The following is a 25,256-nucleotide window of genomic DNA, read 5'->3' as shown; positions in this document are numbered from 1 at the left end:
TTATTGGTTTTTATAGCACATTACCAACCTGGGTTTTGAACGATACCGGGGCTTTTGTCAATTTCAGATTGGGGTATGGGAAACAGGTAATGTGTGGGTGCCTGGAACACGCGCGTTTCAAACACAGTCCGCTCATAAAATGCATCATCTTGTAGATGTGTGCCTGCGGCAACATTCATCCCCTGGAAGGCACCACTTTCCGTTTGCTGAGCCACCTTCCATCGGTGACAATCGAAATATCGATGTGTTTCAAAAGCTAGCTCAATCCGCCTTTCGTGCCGGATACGTTCACGCATCTGGGCTTGCGAAAGTCCCGTTGGGAGCGGAGGCATTCCTGCCCGCTCCCGGATAGCATTCACATAATAATACACGTCGGGAACGGGACCGTCGGACTCATTCAACGCCTCTGCATAATTGAGATAAAACTCGCCTAATCGAAAGAAAATCCAGGTCTTTAACGAGTACTCCCCTCTTGAAATATTCACAGAAGGCTCTAGAAATTTCTTCAGCAAATAGCCCGTTGTGTTGTAGTCCCTGCCCGCGTTCCCTCTGCCATCGGCACCTGTTTGCCAAAATTCCAGTCGCCTGCCCCCAAAACCGGCACCGTTGAAATTAATTGTCGCATAGAACCGCGGATCACGGCCAACGTACATATTACGAACTCCCGCAAGCCACCTGCCCGATGGATCATCCGATGCCGCATAACCCGACTCCTGGTATCCCGAAGCTTCATTGATGATTGGATTACCATTACCTGAATAACCCGTTATCGGGGCCATGCCATTGGCCATTTCATATGCATCAATGATACGCTGGGTCGGATTCCATCCGTTCCACCCTCCCAAACTCGCGGGAAATGCACATCGTTCCATCCAGCCATCACGACCGCTGTTCCGCGCAAAAAGCACCTCTTCATTGTGATTGGTGATGAACAATTGTTGATAATTGGCCACGGGATTGTTGCCGGCAACCCGAAATAATCGATACCCCGCTTCTTCGCAGCGATCGATGCATTGTTTGTTTGCTTCGGCAGCAATCTTCCAGCGATCCGGAGACTGCGCCGCCGAAAACAAGGGCGTACCCTCATTGTCGACAAATCCAGCATAATCCGGATTCCCATTCCAAAGTGGGCTTGCATGGTAAAGCAACACCCGCGCTTTAAGAGCCAGTGCAGCCGCTGCAGTGGGCCGCCCCAAATGGCGACTGTCAACCACCTGCATGGGCAGGAGCCGGATCGCCTCGTCGCACTGGCTAACGACAAAGGATACACACTCATCCAACGGCCGGCGCTTGATCTGCAGAAAATCGTCATCCAAATTGGCTGCATAATCCATAATCGGCACCGGCCCGTATATCCGCATGAGTATAAAATGGTAAAAAGCACGCAGAAATACCGCTTCACCGATCCATCTGTCCTTATCCACTTGGGTAAATGAACCATCCAATGGCGTCAATTCGATATACTTGAGGAAAATATTTGCCTTCCGGATCCCCTCGTACATATTCTTCCAAATCTGGCCCGCCACATTGAACGCATTCCATGACCCCCGGTTGATCAACTTGGCGAATTTTTCAGGCCAAGGTACATTTAATTCATCAGACGCGATAACAAACGGCTGAATTTCAGCCATATCTGTAAAATAAATTTCATTCGGAATCCCTGCGTAGATGTCGGTTAGGAACGCCTCTGCGTAACGCCGCTGTAGAAACGCCTCCTCAATAACAATATCCTCTTCAGGCGCCTTATCCAAAAAACCTTTTTGGCATGAACTGACAATGAGCTGGACAACAGCAATCAGCCCAAATGCAACGAACTTCTTCATCTGTATAATGATTAATATTTTCAATTGAATTTAATTTGCAGTCCAAAATTGACCGAGCGTTGCAGCGGATAGCCACCCGTGCCGTCATTTGATTCAGGATCGATGATCTTCACGTGATCCCAGGTGTATAAGTTCATGCCGTTGACAAACAATCGTAGTTCTTTCAGGTGCAATCGGTGGGTCAAATGCTCCGGCACATTGAAACCGATTTCCGCATTACGAAGCCTCAAGTAATTGCCATTACGAAGCCAAATCGTCGAATTCAGAAAGTTATTCGGATTATTGCCCCTATCGATCGCCGGATAATGTGCGTCCGGCTGATCGGGCGTCCAGCGATTGTCATAATATTCACGCAGGACATTATTAACGCCTTCCCCATCATAGAATGGCCAAATGGAGTAGCCATTTAGAAAAATGCTCGACTGCGCCGCTCCGGTAAAGTACAGGCTTACATCAAACCATTTATATGCAATCGTACCACCGAAACCGAAAGACATTTGCGGCAGCCTGGGATAACCTACTGGCACCTGGTCGTACGAGTCAATAACTCCGTCTCCGTTTATATCACGGTACTTGACGTCCCCCGGCCGGGTTACCGAAAATGTCTGACGAGGCCATGCTTTAATCTCTTCTTCGCTCGCAAATAAGCCCTCTGCGATATAAACATGATGCGTATTCAGTGCCAATCCCCTCGACGAAAGGTACGGATATCGACGTTGAGGTTCATCATTTTCAACGATCGTGTTTTTGGCAAAAGTAAAATTCCCGCGGAATGTATACATCCAACCCGAGGTAGTTGAATTACGCATCTCCAACAAGGCATCCAACCCCTTATTTTTCATCACGCCGATGTTGGCATAGGGAATAGACCACGGGAAAAAGCCTGCAACGTCTGGAACCGTTGATCGGCGCATCAATATTCCCGACCGGTGCTCATTGAAGGCATCGACTTGCAGCGTAATCCGGTCATTCCACAACCCTAGGTCAATACCCACGTTATTTTTCGTGGCACGTTCCCATGTGATGCGATCATTCCCGATCTGGTTTTCCTCCATCCCATAATACAACTGCTGATCCGGGCCGAACAGATAGGATTGTCCCGCGGTATTAATGGTATTGAGGAACAAGAACCGCTGGCCGATTTGGTCGTTACCGACTTTCCCATGGGATCCTCTGATTTTAAAGTGGTTGATCACTGATATATTCCAAAAGTTCTCGTTTGAAACCACCCAACCGGCTGAAAAAGCAGGAAACAACCCGAAACGTTTGCCCTTTGGAAAATTTTCTGACCCATTGTATCCAAAGTTTACCTCGGCCAAGTAACGGTCATCAAACGAATAAGTAGCCCTGCCAGAGACACCCTGCTTTCGAAACGGCAGATTCAATATCGAACTACCCGCAGTAAGATCCACATAGTCCCGTTGATTGTATAGTAACATGGCCGTCACGTAATGGGCATCAATTTGACGCTCGAAATTAACCTGGCCTTCCATGTAAATCGCCCGGTTTCCCGCATTGCTTATTCCATAGCCCAATGGCTTTTCTTCCCGATAAGGCGCACTATAGAGATCCTCGCCGGTATCGGGATCTTTACCCAAATAACGTTTCACTTCAAATTCTTTCGCCCGCACATTACTCGTGAGTGCATAACGGTCATAGGAAAAAAGCCCGCGCACCGACAATCCTTCGGTGAGGAGCGAAGAGAGATCCCACCGACCGCCGAATGTTGCTTGCAGGGTTGTATGGTCTTGCGTGGAATAGCCCGATTGTGTAGCTAATCCCCAAGGGTTCCCCCCTACGTACGTGGAGGCACCGCCCGGTGTGCCGTCTGGATTCAGCACTGGGTAGGCAATTGGAGAGATCACACGCAACATGTTGAATATCTGATCAGCCGATGCGCCGGGGTAATTGCCATTCTGAATAATGCCGCCTATCCCAAGCTGCATGGTTAGGTCTTTCGACAAGTTAACATCGACGTTACTCCTGAAATTATACCGCTTAATATTCGCATTGGTATTGTATTTATTCGCAGGATCCTGTTTATAGATTCCGTTTTGCAACGTATATCCTACGTTCGTATAATACTTGATTATTTCGGACCCTCCGGTAACACTTAGGTTGCTGATTGTCTGCCACGTTTTTTGGTTCAGCACAGTTGCGGTCCAATCCGAATTGGGATATAAATAAGGATCCGTTTGTTCAAAAAACTTATTGACTTCTTCATCCGACCAACGGGGTGCCAAACCTTGGTAACTTCTCGCTTCATTCATGAGCAATGCATATTCACCACCATTGATGTAATTCGGCAGTCGCAACGCAGTCAATGATGCCGCCTCGCTTCTGAACATAACGGTTGGCTTTCCGACCGTGCCCCGTTTTGTGTTGATAATGATGACGCCATTGGCCCCCCGGACGCCGTAGACGGCCGTGGCAGATGCGTCTTTCAGGATCGTGAAACTTTCGATTTCCTGTGCATTTATCTGGTTCATGTTTCGTTCTACCCCATCTATCAGGATCAGTGGTGCATTGTTTCCAAATGTCGACAATCCCCTGATGAAAACCTGCGCAGCGTCAGCACCCGGTTCACCGCTGGATTGCCGTGTAATGATGCCTGGTAGTTTACCCGCGATCGCGTTTGATAAAGACGGCGTGGAAGTCTTTTCCATCTCGCGGATCGAAATGGTTGATTGTGCACCGGTGAACGTTATTTTCCGCTGTGTTCCATAACCCACGACAGTAATCTCCTCCATCATGCTTTCCGAAGTCACCATGATCACATTAAAAACAATGCGATTTTCTACAGGAATTTCCTGTGATGCATAGCCAACATGTGTAAAAAGCAATGTGTCATTTGGTGAAACAACGATTGAAAATTGTCCTTTGTCGTCGGTTGCAACGTCAATCTCCGAGCGATATTTAACCGTCACCGATACGCCCGAAACAGGCTGCCCGCTATCGTCGGTTACCCGACCGGAGACTTGGGCCTGATTCCCTTCTTGGGCCGAAGACAACAGGGCAATCATCAGCAACACCATTATCCCCCCGAAACGTAAAAGTGCCGATCTGATCATGCTTAGCCTGATAAAAACTACCACGTAAACTCTCTTCATAAAATATAATTTGGTTAATGCTTATTTTCTGCCGCCTTAAGTCAAAATCGGCATTATCTCGACAAATATAACTTACATTTCAAATATTTGCAATATTTATTTTGATTTAAAATATATAAAACCGCAAAATAACAGAAAGTAATTCACAGCAATAATTTACATAAAGCCCTCAAAAACTACACTTACTGATCAGAATCAGGTAGATTTTCCGATTAAACCATGCTATATTTGCAGTATTTAATACACCATTATATGCAGTAAAACCGCAAACACGTTAACACAACCAACTATGAGAAAAGATAAACGACAAGCCCTTATTTTACGGGAAGTAGATTTGCACAATAAAGTTCTTTCTGTGGACTTAAGCGAGCAGCTCAATGTTTCTGACGACACCATCCGCCGCGATATTAAAGAATTGGCTGCAGAGGGCAAGATCATACGCGTACACGGGGGCGCTGTCAGTAAGTCCTTCGTCACGCCTTTCAATGCGGATAACATTGTATATGCAGCCAATGCCAAGGCACATATTGCGCGAAAAGCCTTATCGTTGATTAAAAACAGCATGGTCATCCTTACAGAAGGGGGCACTACCATGCTTGAACTCGCAAAGGCCATTCCCACTGCGCTGAAAGCAACTTTCATCACCATCAGTCCACAGGTCGCGATCACGCTCGCCCAGCACGAAAGCCTTGACGTTATCAGCATCGGGGGAAAATTGACAAAAAACGCGAATCTCCACATTGGTGCGAGCGTTGTCAATCAACTGGCGGGTTTAAAAGCGGATCTGTGCATCTTGGGAGCCAACGCGTTTTCATCTGAAGAAGGATTGACAGACCTGGACTGGGAAGTGGTACAGGTAAAGAAAGCGCTCATCCGATCGGCTAAGAAAGTAGCGGTCATCAGCATTTCCGAAAAGCTGAATACAGTTAAATGGCTGAATATCTGCTCCGCTAATCAGGTGGATTACTTGATTACTGAGCTGGATCCGACGGATCAACTGTTAAGTTCCTTCACGCAGAAAAGTATCAAGGTCCTCTAACACTGCGGTCAGCGTGCGGTTGTCGGACCTAACACAGTCAGCACCCCATGTTCATTGATTCCCATTTCGTCGATAAACACGACGCGTTCATCTCCCGTCTTTTTTGTCCGTCCGTGGTATACGCACAGCATCCTGCCGTCCGGCAGAAATACGACACTGTTATGCCCCGTACCGGTCACCTCACCCCCCTTTGCCGTATTTTTCTCCAGCACTGGGTTGTTTGCCGCTTTGGTAAACGGCCCCAGGGGACTTTTTGCCGTGGCGTAACCGACCGCATAGTTTTCGCCTGCAAAATGGTTGGCTGAATACATCATATAGTATGTGTCGCCATGTTTGAATGTAAAGGAGCCCTCTGTCCAACGTCTGTTTACTTCACGGCTGGTCACGGAGCGGCTCTCCCATTCGGCTTGCGCATCGTCCATTTTTTCCGGAGGCCGCAGCAGCAGCACGGGCTCGCCGATGATACCTGAAAAATCCGGCTTGAGCTCGACACCATACACCCAACTTTCTTCGATTTCATCAAACCATCCCTTTTGCTTTGCCCAATCAGCCACTTCGCTCTTTACCGCATGCTTATAGCAACAACGCGAATAATAGAGGTATACACGGCCATCTTCTGCGAAATAGACGTTCGCATCGATGATCGGATATCCGGGATCGAAGACAGGACGGCTTTGCAGGTCGATAAAAGGCCCTGTAGGCTTATCGGCCACCGCAACACCAATGCGAAAGTTTTCCAATTCCTTGCCGGGATTGTCTTTCCATTGTGCGCTGTAGAATAGATAAAATTTACCCTTATGCGCATATACTTCAGGTGCCCAGTATGCGCCGCCCCATGCAGCAGTGGAATCGCTCCACCCATTTTTGTTGCTGGCATGATAAACCTGGCCTTCGTTCTTCCAGTTCGCCAGATCGGCAGAGGAATAAACCGAAAAACCGTTCTTGGCACCGCCACCGGTGCCATACATAAAATAGCGCCCAATCGCATCGTCATAGATGACATACGGATCACCGAAGGCGACATCCAGAGGGTTGTTGAATGAAGTGGCTATTTCCTGCGCATCGGCAACCTCCGGCGCAACCTTTGTCAATTCGTTTACATGATGAAGCAAGATATGGAACCCGGGAGAAGCCATGGCACCGTGATCAAAACCATCCAGCTCATAAAGGTATACCTGCGGATGTCCAACCACCTTCATCATGCGGTAAAAGTAGGCAGTTTCTTCGTATCTACCCAGCATCTCTTGCTCCCGATCTCCCGATACCAATACAAACGGTGGGGCGTCCCGGCGCACATGGTACAACGGTGCATATTCATCTACAATCGGTTGTGTATCTTTTATTCCCCGCTCCGCCCGGATGGTCATGTGCGTAATCGCATGGCCACTGAAGTCGATAATTCCGGCAAGCTTGTCTGCGTCTTCGCCATACTTCTGCAGCCAGGATTTGTCAAGCCCCACCATCGCAACCAGATATCCCCCCGCTGAGTGGCCGGAAATGAAGATCTTTCCCCGATTACCCCCATATTCTTCAATGTGCTTGAAAACCCATGCGATTGCCGCCGCAGCGTCGTCAATATAAGTAGGTGCCTTCACTTTCGGGCTCAGCCGATAGTTAACCGCCACCACTGCAAGCCCCTTTTCTTTCAGCTCGTTTGGAATGAATTTTTCTCCGCCAGTGATTCCACCGCCGTGAAACCAAACCACCGTCGGGAAGTCGTTTCCATTTTCCGGGTAATAGACGTCCAGCACACAACGCTCCTTGCTATAGGTATCCTGCACCGTGTCGGGTCTATAACGAATATTTTCTGCCAATTGATAAGTATCCGACTTCACTGCCTGTTGTGCATGTGCGGTAAGCACAAAGGCGATCAGGTATCCGCTTATCAGTAGCGGTAAACACCGCTTTGTATGTATGGAGGGATTCATCATTTGAATACACGACTTTTCTGTGTGGAAACCGCTAAAGTACACAATGCTGTCGAAAAGATAAAATTCATTCCCTACGCGGACTCTGCGGGCGCGGTGGCATCGGTGCCGGGTGCCGCTTGAGCATTGCCTCAAGCTTCGCACGTACATCCGGCTGTTCAGCGGCAATATTCTTCCATTCCATTGGTCCCTGTTCGTAATCGTATAACTCATATTCGGCGACCGCGGTCGGATCATTAATTTTCCTCCATTCCACTAGCCGGTAGCGGTCGGTGCGGATAGCTCTCCCCAGATGGCCACCTCTGGGGAAGGCATGGTAGGCATGATCACGGATGCGGGTTTCCGGATTTTTGAGTACCGGTACCATGCTCAGGCCGTCAAGCGGTTGCGCTACTTGCGGCGCGGGCAAACCGGCAAGTTCTACCAACGTCGGGTAGATGTCTACCGTTTCGGTGAGCTGTGCCGTTCGTGATCCCGCCCGACTGACACCCGGAGCAGAGATAATCAACGGTATATGATTGGCTAACTCGTAATTTACATGTTTGGTCCACATGCCCATTTCACCAAGCATATAGCCATGATCCCCCCAAAGCACGACGATGGTGTTTTCATCCAATCCGAGTGCTGCCAACTCGTCCAATACTTTACCGATTTGGGCATCTACATAACTTACCCCTGCATAATAGCCGTGAATCAGTTTGCGCGTAAGGCTATCGGGAAACGGCTCATCAGTCACCGGAGTGGGAACAGGAACATACTGGTCAATTTCGTCTCCGTATTTTACCGCATAGGGCGGAGCGCCTTCCGGCCGGGTGGTACGCTGGGGCAAGGGAAGTGAGCTTTCGTCATACATATCCCAATATTTTTGGGGCACCGAAAACGGGAGATGGGGCCGGGCAAAGCCCACAGCCAAAAAAAACGGTTGGTCAGGCTGCGATTTCAGACCCCGAAGCCGTTCGATGGCCCGATTTGCGATACGGCCATCCGCGTAGGCATCGTCAGCTACATCGGGCGACTCCCAGGCAATCCCTTTCGGTAATGAACGTGCATAGTCCCAGTCTTTATTAGCAAATAAGGCCTCTTCACGTGTAAATCCGTCTTTTTTACTAGCGGGATCGACGTACTCAATCAACAAGTCTTTGTGGTGTGGCACGCTCCATGACGCCGTATCATTATACGTATTGTGTCCGATGTGAAATACCTTGCCCATCGACTCGGCGTGGTACCCATGCTGTTTAAAATATTGGGGCAGCGTCACTGCGTCGGGGTAGTGGTCGCGGAAATCGCTACCAAAATTATAGATTCCCGATGAGGTGGAGCGGCTGCCCAGCAGGAGGTTGTACCGGGAAGGCCCACATACGGCTTGGTTGGCATATGCCCGCTCAAACAACAGACCGTTTGCAGCCAGTTTATCTATATTGGGCGTAATGGCCAGTGTATCTCCGTATGCGCCGATGGCGGGGCGGAGATCGTCGATCAGTATCAACAGCACATTTGGCTGCTCCGGTTTGTGCACGAAGGTACACGAAGTACCCGCCAGAAAAGCAAGACCAGCGGTGCATAACACCGCCAGCTTCTTCATTACGTTACGCTGTTTATCATTCATCTTCATAGTCGTGTTATCCGTTACCATGTTGCTATACAATACATTAATTTTCCAATACCTTCAAGATTCAATATCCCTCGTTCTGTTCCAATGAAGGATCCGCATCTATGGCATCCTGCGGTATCGGGAATCGTGTATGGGTTTCACGGGCATTCGTTTTTCCCCGTTCATGAGCTGAGGATACAAACTTACCGAAACGGATGAGATCTTCGCGGCGTATACCTGCTTCCCCGTAAAACTCCCATGCCCGTTCGTTGAGCAAGTGATCGCGGAACGCTTGTAGGCCGGGAAAATCGGTCAATAAAACTGCATCGTCACCAACAAGACCGGCGCGTTCCCGTATTTGGTTTACCAGATCGACAGCCTCCTGATTTGGCCAATTCAGCTCGGCAAGTGCTTCCGCTTTGGCCAACAGGATATCTGCATACCGGATTTCCGGCAGGTCATTGCCATGTTCATTCACGATCGCATTCGGGTCGGGCCAAAACTTGATGGCACGCGTATTGTTATCATTCAGCAACGATACCGTTTGTCCCGCTCCGTTGATATAACTTGTCATAATCAAATTTTTACGCTTATCCGCACTCGTAAACGAATTGTAAAAGCGATCATACAGACGATATTGTGCCGCCCAATTCTGCCAACCACTCCGAAATTCCAGTCCCATTTCCGGACTTCGCTGGAAACCCGGCGGAAGCGCACCATTGACGTAATTGTTACCTCCACCCTGCGGTGATTGGGGAAATACCAAAATGAACTCGTTATTGCGTTCATTCTCTACCCTGAACAATTGTCCATATTCTGGATATAGCCGGTACGTATCGAGTGCAATGATGCTGTTGGCTGCATCAACTACCTTCTCCCACTGCTTGGTATTTAGGTAAAACTTGCACAAGGTGGCCAACGCCGCCCCTCTGTTCGGTCGCCCATAATTTGCTTCATCACCCGGTAACGGTAGTTCGGCAACCACCGATTGCAGTTCGCTTTCGATAAACGCTTTCATGGCATCATCCGTAGCCCGTCCCAACTCCAGCGGATCGTCGCTCGACGTCCGGAGCGGTACCGGGCCGAACCAACTATACATCTTCGCATACGCCAACGCCCGCATAAAGCGTGCTTCCGCCAGATAGGTCGCTTTTCGAGCAGCATCGTAGGTTCCCCGATCGATATTCTCCAATAACAGGTTGGCATTCCGTATCGCACGATAGGGCCGTAGCCAAAGAATGTTATTTAACCAGTTGCTAGCCAATGACGCATCCCATGTAAAGTTGATCATCTGAGTGGCAATCAGGTTTTCGCCCCCGTCCGTCTCCCACTCGATATCCGTACACCAGTTTTCCAGGTTAATCCGGGACTTCCCGTCCCAGCCACTCAGGAAGAGTTCGCCAAATGTCGAATTCAGCAACGAATTTACACCAGCTTCGGTAGCCAACAGCGATTCCGGATCCATTTCGGAATAGACCGGTTCTTCGAGGTACTTCTCGCAGCCCGCCGTGCTAAACACCAAAACCGACATGCCTATCAGGTGCCGCAACCGTCGTATTATTAAGATATGATTTGTGTTCATGACTTTTCAGATAAAAGATTAAAAATCAGCCGTCAGTCCGATCATCCACGTCCGGGCAAGCGGGTAAGCATTGTAATCAATCCGATTGAAAGCACCACCGTTTGGATTAATTGAAGGATCAAATCCCGAGTAGTTGGTGAATGTTGCGAGGTTTTCGACCGAAAAACTTACAGCCACATTCTTCAGGTAAGTCAACCCCGGTGAAAACCGGTAGGATAACGACATGTTACGGATGCGTGTATAGGAGGCATCTTCCACCGTATAACTGTTTACCCGCTTATCACCCTGGCCGCCGGGATTGACGAACGAAGGATAGCGGTTTGACGGATTTTCCGGCGTCCACCGGTTCAGGTAAAGCTCGGCATACCGATTTCGCCTGAAGCTGACCGGAAAATACGACTCCACCAAGTTGTTGTTCAGCATTTTCACACCTGAGACACCATCCAGAAAGATCGATAAGTTGAATCCTCGATAGGAAAATTGGTTTCCTACGGACCAGGTTAGCTTCGGGAATGCATTACCCAACAAGACCCGGTCTTCGCCGTTCACGGTTCCATCGTTGTTGACGTCGCGGTATTTAATATCACCCGGCGCCACTGCATCGCGCGTTACGGAAAAGTCATCATCCGTTTGCCAGATACCGTCGATTTCCCACCCATAAAAAGAAAACAACGGACTACCCGGTTGAAGGATGAACACGCCTGTGGTCTGTCCGGCACCTCCAGAGATAATCGGATTATCCTGACCGATATTCAGCACCTCATTGGCCAGTACAGCCAGGTTCAATTGTGTATTCCATTTCAGATTGCCTGTCAGGTTGTTGCTATTTACGCCGAACTCCCAGCCGCGGTTGCGTATACTCCCCACATTGGAAAGCCGGGTAGGGTACCCGGTGGACGACGGTATGGGCAATTCAAACAGCATATCGAATGTAGTTTTCGTAAAGTAATCCACGCTGCCTGAAATTCGCCCGTTGAACAGGCCAAAATCAATTCCGGCATTCAGTTGTTCGGTGGTCTCCCATTTTAAGTCCGGATTGGGATAACGCGCCGGCTGCGTACCCACACTGAGCCGGTCGTCCAAAATCGCCGATGGACCACCGCCGAAGGTGGTAAGCGCACTGTAGTTACCGATTTCCTGATTGCCGGTCTGCCCCCAGCTAAGCCGGGGCTTGAGTTCGGAAAACACCGATACATCCTGCATAAAATCCTCTTCCGTCAGTTTCCAGCCTAAGGCAAAGGAAGGGAAAAAACCAAACCGGTTGTTAATCCCGAAGCGCGAGGATCCATCGGCCCGTAGCGAAGCCGTAAACAGGTATTTGTTATTCAACTCGTAGTTCACCCGCCCCAAATAAGAAAGCAGGCGATTGGCCGCCCGGTTGGTTCCCATCCGAAAGGTTTCCTGATCGCCAAGGCCCAAATTGTCGGAGCCGGTGACGTCCGATGGGAAGCCGTCGGCATTTTGAGAGGAAGAGGTATACACGAACCGTTGCGTGGTGGCCCCGCCCATAACATTGAGGTAATGGTGTTCCCACCGGCGGTCATACGTGATCGTCCCTTCGAGCAGGTAGTTGCCCAGCATGCCGTTAAGTACCGATCCGCTACCGCCCGCGGCCATCGCACGCCGGGTCTTCTGCCCCACATAGACATCCCTCCGCCGGTTATTAATGTCTCCACCGGCATTGACCTTTGCGGTTAGGTAGGGGGTGATTTTATATTGTGCATATGCAGTACCGAACGTCCGATAGGCATTGGAGGTGGCCAGCGCCTCGTTTACCAATGACATCGGGTTATCCATGTCCAGAAACGATGACAACTGATAGTTGCCATCATTGTCATAGATCGGTAGCGTCGGGTCGAAATTGAGTGCCGTATACATGGCACCCGATTGGGCATTGATTCCAAAGCCGGACGGCACCTGCTCATCATGGGAATAACTCACATTCAGGGCCGTGCCCACTTCCAACCGATCCGTAATACGAGAACTGATATTAAGTTTTGCGGCATATCGGCTAAATGCCGTATTCTTCAGAATCCCCCCCTGGTCAAATGCGTTGAGTGCAAAGTAATACCGGGTTTGTTCACTTCCTCCACTGAATGCCAAACTGTGGTTCTGGATGGGCGCGTTGTTATCGAAAACCTGTGCCTGCCAATCCGTTCCCACGACATTGGCGTCGGTGATACGGTTGGTCTCGGGACCACCGCCAGCATCGATCAATGCGTTGATGACCTGGATATATTCCGCGGTGGACAGCAAATCGATCGTATTGGCAACCTGCTGTTGTCCGTACGATCCACTATATGACACTGTATTCCGGCCAGCCTTTCCTTTTTTGGTAGTAACCATGATCACGCCATTAGCACCCCGGGAACCGTAGATTGCCGTTGCCGATGCATCTTTAAGGATTTCTATTGACTCGATATCCTCCGGATTAATACCTGCCAACGGATTCCTTGGAGATGGAGGGGCATCGAAATTAGCGCCGCCACCACCCGCCACCGAAGAATTATCGATCGGCAAACCATCGATCACATATAGCGGGCTCGTCCCGGCGTTGACCGAACTCGCACCGCGGATACGTACCGCGACGCCGCCGCCCGGTTCACCGCTGCTTTGAATGAACTGTACGCCTGCCGCCTTACCGGCTATGAGCTGATCAAATGTTGCGTTGGCTCCTTTATTGAAGTCTTCCGCGCGGATGGAGCTCACCGCCCCGGTGATGTCGCTTTTGCGCTGGGTACCATATCCCACCACCACCACTTCACTCAAATCGGCAACGATCGGCTTCATCGTCAGGGAAGTCAAATCTGCCGAAGCAGCAAGTTCCCGGGTTTCATAGCCCACAAAAGAAATGACGATGACGGCATTCCGCTCCAAATCATTGAATGTAAAACGCCCGTCACTGCCTGTGCTGACTTCCTGTTGCGACCCTTTGATCCGCACCGCAGCGCCTTGCAGCGGATTGCCATGTTCATCGAGCACACGGCCGGAGATGGTTTGCTGTTGCAACTCCATGTCTCGCCGTGTATCGGAAGCTCTCCGCACACCGGGCTTCTCTTTGATTACGATTTCTTTGCCGGTAATTACGAAATCCAACGGCAGACCCTCCAGGATACGGGTCATCGCCTCATTGATATCCATATCGGTAAAGGAAACCGTTATCGTAGGCATTCGCTCGATATGTTTCACACTATACACGACGGAGTATCCGGTTTGGTTGCGGATTTCGGAAAAGATATTGCGAAGCCCTACCTGTTCCCGCTGGATAGTCAGCTTCTGCGCCGAGGTTTCGGCAAACACCTGAACCAAGCATACCGTCAGTAGAAAATACGTAATTTTCATAACCCTCAATATTAGCTTTGCAGGGGTAGCAACCGTATCACGATTGCCTGTTAACGAATAATTGTCCATAAAATAGTTAACGCTTTGACAAACACGATCGTCCAGCTTTGAAAGCTGCTTTGTGTTGATTATGTTTGTCTGTGTTTTGATAATCGAACAGACTGTCAGTCGCGAAACGGCGGGCTGTCCGAAAGTTAATTTATCATCACAATAAGCCGGAGGTGGTGAAGCATCTCCGGTCCTTTTACGTTTATGAGTCGGTGTTACGGCTTAATCACAATCCCCCTTTCTTCAATTTTAAAATGAACTTGACCCGTCAGCTCCAACCGGCGCAATACTTCCGATACGTTCGCGTACCGGGAGACTGTTCCCCCGAATCGAAGCTGCTTATCTGCACCCTCAAAATGAACATCAACGTCATACCAACGGCTGATATCACGCATGATATCTTCCAGCGTTTCCTCATTGAAGGCTATAAAGCCCGATTTCCAGGCGATAAACGGGGATGTATCCACTGGTCCGACCGATATTGCCCCCGCATTTACGATGGCCTGGTCACCCGGTGCCAATTGGTGGGTGCGCTGTGTAGTCGCAATCCTGATTTTGCCTTCGACCAGTGTTGTTTGTTCGGATGCTTCATCCGCATAGGCCGTAACATTGAATGACGTGCCGAGCACGGCAATCTCCTGCTCTGCGGTTTTGACTATAAACGGACGGTTGGAGTTATTAGCTACCTCAAAATAGGCCTCGCCAACCAACACCACGTTACGGTCTGTGCTAGCAAACCGTTGTGGAAATGCCAACCTGGAATCGGCATTGAGCCAGACTTTCGTACCGTCACTAAGTACCACCTGATAAGTACCTCCCTTTGGCGTAATGATTTCGTTGTATGTACTTTCACTTGTCTCAGCGTTTCCGTGAAAGCTCCCCACAACCGTGCTATCCGTGTAGAGCAGTTGATCGGACAAGATCATCACTCCGTGTTGGCTGCTATCCAGATGAATAGTCTGTCCACCTGCAAGCTTCAGTATCGCTTTATTGCCCCCTGCCGGTATGTCTGTCAATGGACGGACATCCGCACTGTTAGTTTCTGAACGGTACAGCAACGTAATCGTGGTAATCAGCACGATAGACGCAGCAGCAGCGAGCCATGGAATAACAGTTTTGGTAACCTTTGGTGATAACCTTCCCTGCAAATGCTTCCAAACGCGCTTTTTAGTGATTGAATCTTCAACTGCATCCTCGGTCGCGGACTCGCTGGGGTATGCACGCAAATACAGGCTTTCGATCAATAGGCGTTCAGCTTCTGTACATTGGCCCCGCCGGTAGCGATCCAAAAGCTTGATCAAGTCTTTTTCGTCCATCAATACGCTCGGTTTATAGAGTGATGACGGACAAAACTGCCATCAGGGTAAAAAATATTTTAAAATTAAGACCAAGGGAACGGCCAACAAACTCTTTTTCAGGAGAATCAATGCATTTTTTATTTGCCGGTTTACGTTATCCCGGGAGATTTTCAGGGAATCACTGATTTGTTGGTGGGTCATCATTTGGAGCCGGCTGAGCGTAAAGATTGTACGCATTTTCGGTGGCATTTTATCAACGCAAGCTTCAAACCGTTGCTCCAGCTCTTTTTCAAAAAGTTTACCATCGGTCGTATAGTTGCCCTCGCTATAGGTTTGTTTCAAGTCTTGAAGGTAGGACAGTCGGTATTTCGAACGATCGATGCGATCAATCACTTTATTTAGCGTAGCCCTAAACAAGTACGCTTTCAGAGAGCTATTAATTTGCAGGGAATCCCGCTTCTCCCAAAGCGTCATGAACAATTCCTGCACAACGTCTTCCGCATCGTCCGGATCAGCCATGGCATTGCGGGCATAACTCCACAGCGTTGTCCAATACCGATCATACAAGGCCCTGAACGCCTGTTGGTCGTCATCTCGAATCAACGCCAAAAGCACATCATCCGTACGCTTGCTGAAATCGTTCATGATCAACGAATATTACCAAGCCAAATTTCTACTCTTCCATGGAATTTCAAAACAACATGCATAAATCATGCGCAATTATGTACATTTTATGCCTATCGTCTGTCACCGGCTAGTTGCACCTTACTTATGTTTAATCGGGACATCCAATGCGGCTCCGCGATCTCCCTGTGTTTCCATCCATTGTTGCAGCTGCCCCAGGTAATTTTGAACCAACGTTTGGTATTCCGGCTTTTCTGCAAGGTTATTTAATTCATCCGGGTCATTGCGGATATCATAAAACTCAATTGCCGGTTTGTGTACGATCCGCTCCGTCAATGCTTTTGCGTGATCGTCATACGCCGCGCGATCTACCCAACTCGTCCAAGCCAGCTTTTCGTTTTCGGTATTCAGCATATACTTAATGTAGTAAGCCGAATCGGGAGTAAGATTCCAGATCAGTTTATATTGGCGGTCCCGCACACTCCGGATCGGATACGGCGGTCCTTCGGGAATATTGTTATGAATTCCGTAGGCTACGTCACGGTGTACCGCGCTTTCCCCTTCCAATACCGGTTTAAAGCTCCGCCCATCCAACCCCTCAATGGGATTTCCGCCTAGGATGTCAATTAAAGTCGGGGTGATATCTTCGTATTGGACAATGGCATCGGTCTCCGTGCCCGGCTTCACCTTTCCCGGCCATTTGACAATCATCGAGCTCTTCTGCCCGTTGTCATACAGGGTCCATTTGCCACCGGGAAACTGCGGTCCCTGTTCGCCCAGGAAAATGACAATCGTGTTCTCGACAGCTCCAGTTTCTTCCAGCAGGTTCATCACATCGCCTACCTGATTGTCCAGTCGGCGTACCTCTGCCAAGTAATTTCGAAATTCGCTTCTCGTCCGTTCGGTATCCACCCAGTGGGCCGGCAATTTGAGCCGTGCCGGATCAAACTCGTCCGGATTACCTACCGTCCACGGCGTGTGCGGGTTGATGCTCATCACAAAGAGGCAGTAAGGCTCGTCCTGTTGGATATAGCTCCTTACACTATCCAGGAAACATGCATCCGTTGATGCCACGCAATTCGGTTCGAATCCGTCGACCAAATCAAAGGGGAAAACCGTCCGCGGTTTCGTCATGTGGTCCTTCCCGGTCAGCCCAACGCGGTATCCGAGATCATTGAGGTAGTGTACAATGCTTTTTAAATCATCGTACACCGGCTTATGGTTCTGGTATGCACCATGCTTCACCGGATACAATCCGGTGAACAGCGAGGCCCGGGTGGGTATGCACATCGCTTCGGAAGCGATCATCGCATTGAACTTCATTCCTTCGGAAGCCAGTTGGTCGATGTGCGTCGTCCGGAGGTTCTCCCCGCCATAGCAGCTCAACTGATGCGAATCCAAGTCGTCTGCCATGATGATAACGATGTTCGGTTTTTCGTGCAATCGGGCCAAAGCCGCAGTGCCACTGAAAAACACCGCGATTAAAGACGCCGTCAATGCCCGGTAAACGTACTTTTCCATAATTGTCCTTTTAATCAAAGTTATGCTTTCTGTCACAGATACAAAAGTGTTATACCTGCTACCCCGTCAACGGCTCAGTTTATGGGCGGATTTGCCCTTCCAGTAGTCAACTCAGGCAGGTAAGTCCGCCAAGTAATCAATTTATTCTGCAGCAACTTAACCGTATCCGGATGTGTACCGGCAAGATTCGTCGTCTCGTACCGATCCTGTTCCAGGTCATACAACTCGGGATTGTCCCTGCGGTAATCGATCAATAATTTCCATTTCCCTGACCGAATGGCCAGATTGGGACTGCGATCATTTCCTTTCGGGTAGTTAAAAGCGTAATCATTGCGACCGTACTCCCAATACATATCCTTAGTCCGGGACGCAGCAGTGCCCAGCCATACAGACGTACGGTCTTCCCCATCCCCCTGGTAATTGGCGGGGAGCGTCGCTGCTGCAATATTTGACAAGGTAGGAAAGAGATCGGTCGAATTGAGTACCGAAACGCTATCTATGGCACCCGCCTGCACCTGACCGGGCCAGCGGACGATAAACGGCATGCGTATTCCTCCTTCATAAAGAGAAAATTTGCTACCCCGCAATCCTCCTGCCCGGCTGCCCCGGAAGCTGGGTAATGGACCGTTATCGCTGGTAAAAATCACTAAGGTGTTTTCAGCGATACCTAACTCCTCCAATCCATCAAACAAGCGTCCCAATTGCCTGTCAAATTCAGCGAGGACGAGTTTGAAAGCTTCCTCTTCTTCCGGATTCATCGGAAACTTTCCCTGCTGCCGTTGGTTTTCCTCAGGAACCCATGGCGTATGCATATCATCCGGCCAAAGGTTTACGAAACAGGGTTTATCGCGATGCCTCCGTAGGAAATCGAGCGTCTTATCCACGAAATATGCCGTTCTGTCCCAACGCTTTATAGAATCTTCATCCGACCATATCCAATCGGTAGCGGTCAGCACCGGGTCTGGCTCAGGACTCTCGTATGTGCTGGCATGTTCATCAAATCCATATTTTTCAAACGTCGGTGCATTTTTGATATCCCTTCCACCCCCCATATGCCATTTCCCAAAATGTGCTGTCGCATAGCCGGCACTTTTCAGCACCTTGGCGATGGACGGCGCATGTACGTTGAGGTAGTTGGCCTGTTCGGCCAACTCATTGCTCCGCCTGTTGTTGAGGAAGGTGGTAAAATTCCACTCCGCCGGAAACATACCGGTCAAGATACTTGCCCGTGAGGGACTGCAAATCGGGGCGGCGCTGTAGTACTGGGTAAACCGGGTACCTTCCGCGGCAAAGCTGTCCAACTGCGGAGTCGGCACAAAATCACCGCCAAATGCACCGATATCGCTGAACCCCATGTCATCGGTCAGAATCACCAGGATGTTGGGTTGTTCCTGACCCCAGGAAGCGGAACTCCCAAGCAGCAACCCAACTAAAAGTATACTTTTGCCAATAGTTTTCATCTTTATAAATTGTTTTTCAACAGCGATGAAATTATCAGATTTATTCATCTCATTATAGTCAAATAACCGCTACTACCCTTCTCGGATAATAGCGGTTAAAAAATCAAAAAATGAATAAGCCTATCGCAATCTTACGACCTGCGAATAGATTGCCTGGTCCTTGCCCACAGAACGCAATGCAATGCGGGCAAATACCGGTTTTCCTGCTTTGAAATCGGCATTATTAGCCAAATCCAACACTTCGGTAATTGTCGATCCAGGAGTTAAACCCTTGATTTCGAGCCGTTCGGTATACGACACATCATCAACGAAAGATGTCTTTCCAGCCAAGATCAGTACATAATCAATGTCCCGACCGCCGGCCACTTCATTAATCTGGAACGATGCGTTGACACTGCTCCCATTCAACGCAAGCTGTACGTTTGACAGGGTATAGAACGGCGTGACCTCGATATCCACATTAGCTGTACCTTTCACGTTAATAACCGTCGTATCCCGATCATTTACCCATGGACCATTGTTATCCCGGGTTACCAACTTATATTCTCCGTCGAATAATTTGGCCTCGAAAGTGCCATCCTGCCCCACATACACTGGAATGGGACTGTGCAATTCATAGCCATCTTGGTACAGCTGAAGCTGTACCGCCTCACCCGTACCGCGTACACCAACCGGTTCGCCGTTATAGACGACCCGTCCAAGCAATTTGGATTCCGGCTCATCATAGTTATCCAGTCCGCAGCTGCTTACCGCCACTATAGCGGGAAGCAACAACATATTCACATATTTTCTCATTGTTATAATCATAAAGGTTATTGAAACGGATTCAATACAATCTTAGGATTCGCATTCTGCCAACCCAAATCGATGAAGTTATAGTAATTCCGCAACTCGAAAAACCGCGGATGCAACGAGTTACTAAATACCTGTCGATCGAACACATACTTACCATCATTCGCCGTGCCGGGTGCTACCACCAAATAAGGGAACAACGCATATTGTTGGGCAGTCGGGCTATTGACCACACCATTCCATACAATATGTGCCCTACGGAAACGCTTCAAGTCCCAATACCGGTGGTTTTCAAAAGCAAACTCTACCCGACGTTCCTGGATAATATCATCCAAGGTTACGCTTGTCAACGGTTGGATACCCGCGCGTTCACGAATTTGGTTGATATAACCAACCGCAACCGGCTGCTGCCCCAGTTCCATGGCTGCTTCGGCAGCAATCAACACCGCTTCGGCAAATCGGAAGCGTGGAAACCACATCTCGCTGTTACGTCCACGGGTCGAGGCCCCTGAGGCTTCATCCAGAAACTTACGGAAGAAGAATCCGGTTTTATTGACATAGGGGTCGTTGTTACGAACCGGTCCATTTGCCGAGGTAATGAGCCGCCCGGCAGCATCCCGCTCGTCCGACTGGCCGACTACCGTCTGCCACGAACCATTATTCCATATTTTCTGCCCCGCTTGCAAAGGCACCGGTGTACCCTTAAACAGGGCATTCGGTAGAATAACTGTACCACCTAACCGCGCGTCCTTATTCGCGAAAGCATCCAATGGGTCATCGTAGAAGATGTAGTTCCCTTGGTTATCGCGGATATGTATAGCGCCATTCCGATTGTCGGTGTATTCAAAATCTTCCACTAAATTCAAGATCGGGCCGGCGTAGGCACGGTCGATATCCTCCGCATGTGAGCCAGGTATATTTCGCGTAGTAAAACTCGTCTGTTGGCCTGTACCCGGATAAATACGGTCATGAGCCCAGATAACCTCAGTATTGTTGTCTTTAATACTTAAAGCCTCGTAGAAATTGCGTTGCAGATCGTCTGGTTTATTCAACTGCAGCTGGTACGGACTATTGTTGATGACGTCCTGTGCTGCAGCTAAGGCTTGTTCGTAGTAGCCTTGTGCACGATCAGCCGGAATACCAACTTCACCACCCGGAGTTTTGATTGGGCTCGGCATCTTATTGTTATAATTCGCCAACGAACCAGCATAAATTGCCGCACGGGCTTTCAGCATTAAAGCTACCCATTTATTAGCCCGAGCGGAATGCGTATTCTTCTTGTCAGATAACAGTGTAGAAATGGCATCGCATTCGCCAATGATATAATCATATATTCCTGCCTCGGTTGAACGTGGATATTGCAATACTGTTATATCCATACCGCTTTCGTACTCAAACACTTCGTCGCCAACAATAGGCATACCACCCATTCCACGCGCCATATTGAAATATGTCCATGCACGCAGAAATCTGGCTTCGCCTTCGTATGTCTGCTTTTCATCCTCCGCAATTGCCGTAGTCTCACGCAGGCCTTTTAAGAACTGATTAATGTTACGAATCAACGTATAATCGTAGACTCGCCAAAGTTCATTTGAGTAGCCTTGAATATTGTCTGGACCGCCGTCGGACTTTCCAGCCTCATCCAATATGGTATATGTATAGTCGTCGCTGATGTGTTGACCCCAACTCACGCGGCCGTAATAATTGGCCAATACTGAGCGGACCATTACCTCGTCACCGAAAATTTGATCATCGGTCATGATGGTGTCGGGCTGACGCTCAAGGAAATCCGAACAACTGCTGAAGCAGGTAATCCCGCCCGCCAGCATCAGCACCTTGAATATTGATATGCTTGACTTTTTCATAATACTTTCTTTCTTTTAATGATATCCAACCTACTAAAATCTCACGTTTATACCGAAATTCATGATCCGCATCGTCGGATAACCCAATCCGTTTGTATCCTGCATTTCGGGGTCAATACCAATCAGGTTCGTAAGTGTAAAGAGGTTTTGTCCCGAAAAATACACCCGGACACCTGTAATGGAAAGTGGTTCCAGAATACGTTTAGGCAATGAATAACCAAAGTCCAGGTTACGCAGTTTAATATACCGGATTTTTTGCTTCCAAAAATCGCTATTCCAGTAGTTACTGTGGTCACCATTACCAATCAACAGCATGGGGTATTTACCCGGAATCAAGTCACTGTTGGCATCCCAAATATCGGAAAGCTTCCACGCGTCATCCGCATAGTACTGCGGAATATTCCCGCCGTTTTGAAAGGGGGTACGCATTTCCCACTCCTTGTAGAAGGTATACATACCGCCACCGGAAAAATCCAACGCCAAATCAAATCCTTTGTAAGCAAAGGCAAAATTCAGCCCAAAGTTCAGTGCAGGTGTAGCATCTTGGCGATAACCAATCGGCCGAAGATCCAAATCATTGATTACGCGATCGCCGTTGAGATCTTTATATTTCACGTCGCCCGGACGCAAGGTACGGTTGCCCTGACGGTCATTATCGATTGGCCAATTGGTAATTTCCTCCCAACTTTGGAATTGCCCGTCAGCCTGCAAGCCCCAGTTCAAATAACCATAACGTTGCACAAGCGAGTTCCGGTACTCGTCCCAGGAGTTGCTGAAACGGGGTTTGTAGCGATCCCAATCGAAGAAACGAGCGAATGTGACATTACCACCCAAGGAATAGGAAAAATCGTTGGTTTGATCGCTCCAACGCACCATAGCCTCGTAACCACGAATCATGTCGGAGTTCAAGTTTTCATTAGGCAAAGCAAAACCAGCCTCCGTAGGCACCAACACATCATACCGTGCTGCTGGAAGTCCCGTACGTTTCCGCTGGAAGAATTCAACCGTAGTAGTCAATCGGTTACGAAGAAATGCAGCGTCAAAACCAACATTAGCCATCTCAGCACGTAACCAAGACAGTGTCGTCACCGGAAGTCCCCGGGGTTGGGTTCCGATGATATAGGTTCCGTCGATTACTGAAGAAGCTACGTTCACCCAATCGCCATTGGCATTTCTATATCTTTTGTAGTTATAGCCGGCCATATAGTCGAACGGGTTATATCCGGCGGTATTGTCATCCCCAACAAGACCATATGATCCTCTAATTTTGAGATCGTTGACAACATTTCCGATTTTGCTGTCTTGCCAAAACGACTCTTGGGAAATGCGCCAACCTGCAGACGCCGCAGGGAAGAATCCCCAACGGTCATTCGGCGGGAACTTCCAAGACCCATCGTAGCGACCTAGTAATTCCAACAGGTATTTGCCGTTGTAATCGTAATTGATCTTCCCGATATAACCGATCCGGGCTTGTGGATTATCACCCCGATCGTCATAGGTATCCATCGTTTCATAGTCAATCAGGTGTAATGCGTTGGCCGTAGGAATGGAGTGTACCCATGTAGATGGATCTTTCCTCAAGATGGTCTCCACACCACCGATTACTGAGAGGTTATGTGCCCCAAATGCCTTATTGTAATTCAACTGTATATTGGATGTCATTTCTTCGACGTGACCCATGGTGCGCTCTCGCCAAGGATTGGTGTTTTCAAAATCCACTTCATAGGTATCCTCGGCTTCATTATACTTGTACAATTTGTAGGTGTACTCTTGATTGTCCATACGTTGGTTGGCAAAATAGTAACCTACCAATGCTTTAGCCTTCAGTCCATCGATGATATCGTATTCTGCATCAAAGTTGAGTTGGCTGACCCGCCAAGCCTCCGTCCGTTCACCGGCCAAATCGTAATTCAACCATGCGAAGTTCGTACCCGGGTCGGTGGAAGTCAACTGGGGATACAACGGATTATCGTTTGCAAATGGACGCACTGTCGGCAAGTTGCGGAATGTTGCGAAACGTGGCAGCCACAAGTCGTCGCCTCCCGGTACACCCGGATTCCGTCGCGCCTCTAACCGGGCATTGTAGCTGGCGCCTACTTTAAACCGTTCAGAGATCTGAGCATTGATATTCATTTGCACGTTCGTGCGCTTGAAACCACCGTAGTTTACAATCACATCCTGCTGATTGAGATGCCCTACGCTGAAATAATAGTTGATTTTCTCTGAACCACCCGATACGTTGGCATTCAAGTAAACCTGGGGCGAGGTTTCCCAAATGTAGTCGTACCAATCAAACGGTACATAGCCCTTCTCCGTCCCCTGCTGCCATTTGGCAAGATCTTCAGGCGAATATCGATAGTCGCCCACTCCTTGTACGGTTTCAGACTGAATGTAACTCTTTACAAAGGTCACCGCATCCGCTGGCTGCGGAAATGTAGACAAGTTTTGGAAACCGTAGTTGGATGTCAGGCTAATCGTATTTTTGGTATTACGCTTTCCCTTTTTGGTCGTAACCACCACAACACCATTTGCCGCCCGTACACCGTAGATGGCTGCCGAAGCATCTTTTAGTACGGAAATCGATTCGATATCGTTGAAATCCAAGTTATTAAACTGACCAGCATCCTTTTGTACCCCATCGATGACGTACAAGGGATCGCCCATGTTCCGGATACGCAGCTGGGTTGACGCCCCTGGTCGGCCATCTGTCTGCCGGAAGTTTACACCTGCCAATTTTCCCACTAAAGCACCGGAAGTTGTAGACGACAGCGACCGACTGATATCCTCCGCTCCAATAGAAGCAATGGCACCGGTCAACGTTTCCTTCTTCTGCGCCATACCGAATCCTGTTACGATGACTTCTTGCAACGATTCAGAAGAAGTCGTCAGGTCCACAGACACCGTACTGGCATTACCTACCCGGATCACGGCTTGATTATAACCGAGGTAGGAAACCAGCAGAGAGTCGCCCCCAGCCGCCACCTCTATGGAGAACGTGCCATCCACCGAGCTGGAAGTGGTTCGCTGGCTGACCAACGCTTTGACAGTGGCGCTGCCGATCGGAGTCTTGCCCTCCGCATCCCTTACCGTCCCGGTGATAGAACGGGTCTGGGCCATTGCCATGGATAGTCCCACGCACCATAGCAATGTTACAAGTAAAGATTTACTCATAATTCTGTTGTTTTGTTTTAATTGTTGATAACTGTATTAACTAATCCTCATTCAATTGACTA

The 25,256-nt window shown here is 49.0% G+C and carries 14 protein-coding genes; 1 reads left to right on the top strand and 13 read right to left on the bottom strand.

The window, feature by feature from the left end:
* Nucleotides 1-20: 20 nt before the first annotated feature.
* Together IEX60_RS09750 and IEX60_RS09745 are read right to left on the bottom strand one after the other, a co-directional pair.
* Nucleotides 21-1,823 (bottom strand): RagB/SusD family nutrient uptake outer membrane protein, encoded by a 1,803-nt coding sequence (locus IEX60_RS09750; RefSeq protein WP_188750003.1) that lies wholly within the window; start codon nt 1,821-1,823, stop codon nt 21-23.
* A 20-nt stretch (nt 1,824-1,843) separates the two neighbouring features.
* Entirely contained in the window at nt 1,844-4,933 is a 3,090-nt protein-coding gene (locus IEX60_RS09745) for a SusC/RagA family TonB-linked outer membrane protein (protein WP_229717503.1), read from the bottom strand.
* Nucleotides 4,934-5,222: 289 nt separating this feature from the next.
* On the opposite strand from IEX60_RS09745, the gene IEX60_RS09740 reads away from it, so the two are divergent.
* Nucleotides 5,223-5,972 (top strand): DeoR/GlpR family DNA-binding transcription regulator, encoded by a 750-nt coding sequence (locus IEX60_RS09740; RefSeq protein ID WP_188750001.1) that lies wholly within the window; start codon nt 5,223-5,225, stop codon nt 5,970-5,972.
* Nucleotides 5,973-5,980: 8 nt separating this feature from the next.
* Here the strand turns inward: IEX60_RS09740 and IEX60_RS09735 are convergent, their stop codons facing one another.
* The 11 genes from IEX60_RS09735 to IEX60_RS09685 all read right to left on the bottom strand — a co-directional run bounded on the left by IEX60_RS09735 (nt 5,981) and on the right by IEX60_RS09685 (nt 25,194).
* Entirely contained in the window at nt 5,981-7,903 is a 1,923-nt protein-coding gene (locus IEX60_RS09735) for a DUF5005 domain-containing protein (protein WP_229717502.1), read from the bottom strand.
* 64 nt (nt 7,904-7,967) lie between these two features.
* Nucleotides 7,968-9,512 carry a sulfatase gene (locus tag IEX60_RS09730; protein ID WP_229717501.1) on the bottom strand — a complete coding sequence of 515 codons (1,545 nt, stop codon included), beginning with the start codon at nt 9,510-9,512 and terminating at the stop codon, nt 7,968-7,970.
* 61 nt (nt 9,513-9,573) lie between these two features.
* Nucleotides 9,574-11,073 (bottom strand): RagB/SusD family nutrient uptake outer membrane protein, encoded by a 1,500-nt coding sequence (locus IEX60_RS09725; protein ID WP_229717500.1) that lies wholly within the window; start codon nt 11,071-11,073, stop codon nt 9,574-9,576.
* An 18-nt stretch (nt 11,074-11,091) separates the two neighbouring features.
* Nucleotides 11,092-14,415, bottom strand: a complete 3,324-nt coding sequence (locus IEX60_RS09720) for a TonB-dependent receptor (protein ID WP_188749999.1) — start codon at nt 14,413-14,415, stop codon at nt 11,092-11,094.
* A gap of 263 nt (nt 14,416-14,678) precedes the next feature.
* A complete protein-coding gene (locus IEX60_RS09715) occupies nt 14,679-15,779 on the bottom strand; it encodes a FecR family protein (protein ID WP_188749997.1) in 1,101 nt (366 codons plus the stop codon).
* A gap of 42 nt (nt 15,780-15,821) precedes the next feature.
* Nucleotides 15,822-16,406 carry an RNA polymerase sigma factor gene (locus IEX60_RS09710; RefSeq protein ID WP_188749995.1) on the bottom strand — a complete coding sequence of 195 codons (585 nt, stop codon included), beginning with the start codon at nt 16,404-16,406 and terminating at the stop codon, nt 15,822-15,824.
* Nucleotides 16,407-16,526: 120 nt separating this feature from the next.
* Nucleotides 16,527-17,906, bottom strand: coding sequence for a sulfatase family protein (locus IEX60_RS09705; protein ID WP_188749993.1), 1,380 nt, complete (start codon nt 17,904-17,906; stop codon nt 16,527-16,529).
* Between the two features lie 74 nt (nt 17,907-17,980).
* Nucleotides 17,981-19,366, bottom strand: coding sequence for a sulfatase-like hydrolase/transferase (locus IEX60_RS09700; RefSeq protein ID WP_188749991.1), 1,386 nt, complete (start codon nt 19,364-19,366; stop codon nt 17,981-17,983).
* A 120-nt stretch (nt 19,367-19,486) separates the two neighbouring features.
* A complete protein-coding gene (locus IEX60_RS09695; protein ID WP_188749989.1) occupies nt 19,487-20,161 on the bottom strand; it encodes a DUF3823 domain-containing protein in 675 nt (224 codons plus the stop codon).
* 17 nt (nt 20,162-20,178) lie between these two features.
* Nucleotides 20,179-22,023, bottom strand: coding sequence for a RagB/SusD family nutrient uptake outer membrane protein (locus IEX60_RS09690; RefSeq protein WP_188749987.1), 1,845 nt, complete (start codon nt 22,021-22,023; stop codon nt 20,179-20,181).
* Nucleotides 22,024-22,056: 33 nt separating this feature from the next.
* Nucleotides 22,057-25,194, bottom strand: coding sequence for a SusC/RagA family TonB-linked outer membrane protein (locus IEX60_RS09685; protein WP_188749985.1), 3,138 nt, complete (start codon nt 25,192-25,194; stop codon nt 22,057-22,059).
* Nucleotides 25,195-25,256 lie beyond the last annotated feature (62 nt).

Source organism: Parapedobacter defluvii, from assembly GCF_014642075.1.
GTDB classification, from domain to species: Bacteria; Bacteroidota; Bacteroidia; order Sphingobacteriales; family Sphingobacteriaceae; genus Parapedobacter; species Parapedobacter defluvii.
This window is presented reverse-complemented; position numbering and strand designations above follow the sequence as displayed.

What these genes read in the sequence shown, in the direction of transcription:
- IEX60_RS09750 (WP_188750003.1), bottom strand. Translation starts at nt 1,823, where the DNA reads ATGAAGAAGTTCGTTGCATTTGGGCTGATTGCTGTTGTCCAGCTCATT.
- IEX60_RS09745 (WP_229717503.1), bottom strand. Translation starts at nt 4,933, where the DNA reads ATGAAGAGAGTTTACGTGGTAGTTTTTATCAGGCTAAGCATGATCAGA.
- IEX60_RS09740 (WP_188750001.1), top strand. Translation starts at nt 5,223, where the DNA reads ATGAGAAAAGATAAACGACAAGCCCTTATTTTACGGGAAGTAGATTTG.
- IEX60_RS09735 (WP_229717502.1), bottom strand. Translation starts at nt 7,903, where the DNA reads ATGATGAATCCCTCCATACATACAAAGCGGTGTTTACCGCTACTGATA.
- IEX60_RS09730 (WP_229717501.1), bottom strand. Translation starts at nt 9,512, where the DNA reads ATGAAGATGAATGATAAACAGCGTAACGTAATGAAGAAGCTGGCGGTG.
- IEX60_RS09725 (WP_229717500.1), bottom strand. Translation starts at nt 11,073, where the DNA reads ATGAACACAAATCATATCTTAATAATACGACGGTTGCGGCACCTGATA.
- IEX60_RS09720 (WP_188749999.1), bottom strand. Translation starts at nt 14,415, where the DNA reads ATGAAAATTACGTATTTTCTACTGACGGTATGCTTGGTTCAGGTGTTT.
- IEX60_RS09715 (WP_188749997.1), bottom strand. Translation starts at nt 15,779, where the DNA reads ATGGACGAAAAAGACTTGATCAAGCTTTTGGATCGCTACCGGCGGGGC.
- IEX60_RS09710 (WP_188749995.1), bottom strand. Translation starts at nt 16,406, where the DNA reads ATGAACGATTTCAGCAAGCGTACGGATGATGTGCTTTTGGCGTTGATT.
- IEX60_RS09705 (WP_188749993.1), bottom strand. Translation starts at nt 17,906, where the DNA reads ATGGAAAAGTACGTTTACCGGGCATTGACGGCGTCTTTAATCGCGGTG.
- IEX60_RS09700 (WP_188749991.1), bottom strand. Translation starts at nt 19,366, where the DNA reads ATGAAAACTATTGGCAAAAGTATACTTTTAGTTGGGTTGCTGCTTGGG.
- IEX60_RS09695 (WP_188749989.1), bottom strand. Translation starts at nt 20,161, where the DNA reads ATGAGAAAATATGTGAATATGTTGTTGCTTCCCGCTATAGTGGCGGTA.
- IEX60_RS09690 (WP_188749987.1), bottom strand. Translation starts at nt 22,023, where the DNA reads ATGAAAAAGTCAAGCATATCAATATTCAAGGTGCTGATGCTGGCGGGC.
- IEX60_RS09685 (WP_188749985.1), bottom strand. Translation starts at nt 25,194, where the DNA reads ATGAGTAAATCTTTACTTGTAACATTGCTATGGTGCGTGGGACTATCC.